Annotated in this window: 1 protein-coding gene; it reads right to left on the minus strand. The window is 68.0% G+C overall.

The features are described from left to right. The coding region (locus Q8791_RS31680; protein WP_330095541.1) for a condensation domain-containing protein at window positions 1–2,411 on the minus strand (2,411 nt) is incomplete at its 3' end. Between the last annotated feature and the right edge of the window lie 104 nt (window positions 2,412–2,515).

Genomic DNA, 2,515 nt, shown 5'->3' on the forward strand with positions numbered 1-2,515 from the left:
GGTGGGGCGATGACCAGTTGGGCTCCGTTGAGGAGGGGTGCCCAGATTTCGTAGGTGGAGGCGTCGAAGGCGTGGGGTGCGTGGAACAGGACCCGGTGGTGGGGTTGCAGGTTCCAGGCGGGGTCGGCGGCCAGGTCCACGACGCCTTGGTGGGTGATGGCGATGGCTTTGGGTGTGCCGGTGGTGCCGGAGGTGTGCATGGTGTACGCGATGTCGAGCGCACGCACCACGGGAAACAGCTGATCTGGGCCGGTGGTTTGGAGAGGGCGCGACTGTGGGTCGCTGGTTGGCGTAGTGGTGCGGTCGCAGGTCAGGGTGTGGTGGTCGCTTAGGCCGGGATGGTCGTCCAGGGCGGTGTCGGTGACCACGAGTGGGCAGGGGTTGGGGGCCAGGAGTTGGCGCAGGCGGTGTTCGGGCAGGTCGGTGTGCAGGGGTTGGTAGGCCGCACCGGTTTTGAGGATGGCGAGGAAGGCCACCACGGTGTGGTGGCTGCGGTGCATGAGGACGGGGACGTCCATGCCGGGTGTGATGCCGTGCTCGATCAGGCGTAGGGCGAGGTCGTGGGCTTGTGTGTCCAGTTCGCCGTAGGTGAGGGTGCCCTGGTCCCAGCGCAGCGCGGTGCGGTCGGGGTGCTGGGCGGTCCGCTCTGCCAGGAGCTTGAGCAGGGTGGTGGGTTCACCCGCGGGGCGGGGTCCTTGTCCCTGGTCGAGAAGGGCACGGGTCTCCTCCGGATCGAGCAGGTCGATCCCGCCGATGGGGGTGGAGGGGTCGGCCGCGGCGGCGGTGAGCACCCGGACCAGCCGCTGGCCGATGTTCTCGGCGCTCTCCTGATCGAACAGGTCCCGGGCGTACTCCAGAGAGACGAGGAGTCCATCGTCAGCGGTGGTACTGAAGGCGAATGCCAGATCGAACTTGGCGACGTCGAGCCCGACGGGGATTCGGGTGCTGGCAGTGCCAGGAAGGGCGACTTCGGAGTGACCTCCGTCGTGTTCCCATCCGATGGAGGTTTGGAAGAGGGGGTGTCGTGCGAGGGAGCGTGTGGGGCTGAGGGCTTCGACGACCTGCTCGAAGGGGACGTGGGTGTGGTCGAAGTCCTCCAGGTCCTGCTGGCGGACGCGGGTGAGGAGTTCGGTGAAGGTGGGGTTCCCGGACAGGTCGGTGCGCAGGACCAGGGTGTTGACGAAGAACCCGACCAGGTCGTCCAGGGCCTGGTCGTCGCGGCCTGCGACCACCGTGCCGAGCGGGATGTCGTTGCCTGCTCCGAGGCGGGAGAGCAGGACCGCGACCGCGGCCTGCACCGCCATGAAGGGGGTGGCGCCGGCCGACCGGGCGACCGAGCGGATCCGGGCGAACACCTCGGGAGCGAGTGTGAAGGAGACTGTTCCGCCTTGGTGACTGGAGGCAAGAGGGCGCGGCCGGTCGGTGGGCAGGACCAGTTCCTCGGGCAGGTCTTGGAGGCGGGTGCGCCAGTAGTCCAGTTCCCGGACTGCGAGCGGGGCTTCGGCGTTGTCGTCGCCGGGGTGCGGGTCGAGGAGTTCGCGTTGCCAGAGGGTGTAGTCCACGTACTGGACCGGCAGCGGATCCCAGTCGGGTGCCTGTCCCTGTAGGCGGGCCTGGTAGGCCTGGCCCAGGTCGCGGGAGAGCGGCCCCATGGACTGCCCGTCCCCGGCGATGTGGTGCACCACCAGGACCAGGACGTGCTGCTCGGGGTCGGTGCGCAGCACATGCGCGTGCAGGGGGACGTCGGTTTCCAGATCGAACAGGTGCCCGGCGTGCTCGCCGACCAGCGCCTCCACCTCGTCGGTGGCGCAGTCGGTGACCCAGAGTCCGACCAGGTCCGCGGTCGGATCCAGAACCGTTTGGGACGGCTCCCCGTCGTGTTCGGTGAACACGGTCCGCAGAGCCTCATGGCGGTGGACGACGTCGTTCAGAGCAGCGTGCAGTGCTGTGGTGTCCAGGGCCCCGTCCAGACGTGTGACGACCGGGACGTTGTATGTCGCCGAGGGTCCTTCCAGGCGGGACAGGAACCACAACCGACGCTGCGCGAACGACAACGGCAGCACCCCGGACCGAGCTTCGATCGCCTTCAGTGCGGGAAGGTGCCTGCCGTCGTTGTCGAGTGTCTTGTTGAGTCCGGCGACCGTCGGGTTCTCAAAGATCGTGCGGACGCTGGAGTCGATGCCCAGGGTGGAACGAACCCGTCCGATGAGCTGTGTGGCAAGGAGGGAGTGGCCGCCCAGGGCGAAGAAGTCGTCGTCGATGCCGACACTGTCCAGTCCCAGGACCTGGGCGAACAGGGAGCAGAGGACCTCTTCGCGCGGATTGCGGGGACCTCGTCGGGAACCGTGTGCCGCAGCCGAGAAGTCCGGTGTCGGTAGTGCGCTGTGGTCGAGCTTGCCGTTGACGGTCATCGGCAACCCCCCCGACAACACCACCACCACAGCCGGAACCATGTACCCCGGCAACACCCCCGCAACCCGCTCCCGCACCACCACCGGATCCACCAACTCACCCA

This window comes from Nocardiopsis codii (genome assembly GCF_036327455.1).
GTDB lineage: Bacteria > Actinomycetota > Actinomycetes > Streptosporangiales > Streptosporangiaceae > Nocardiopsis > Nocardiopsis codii.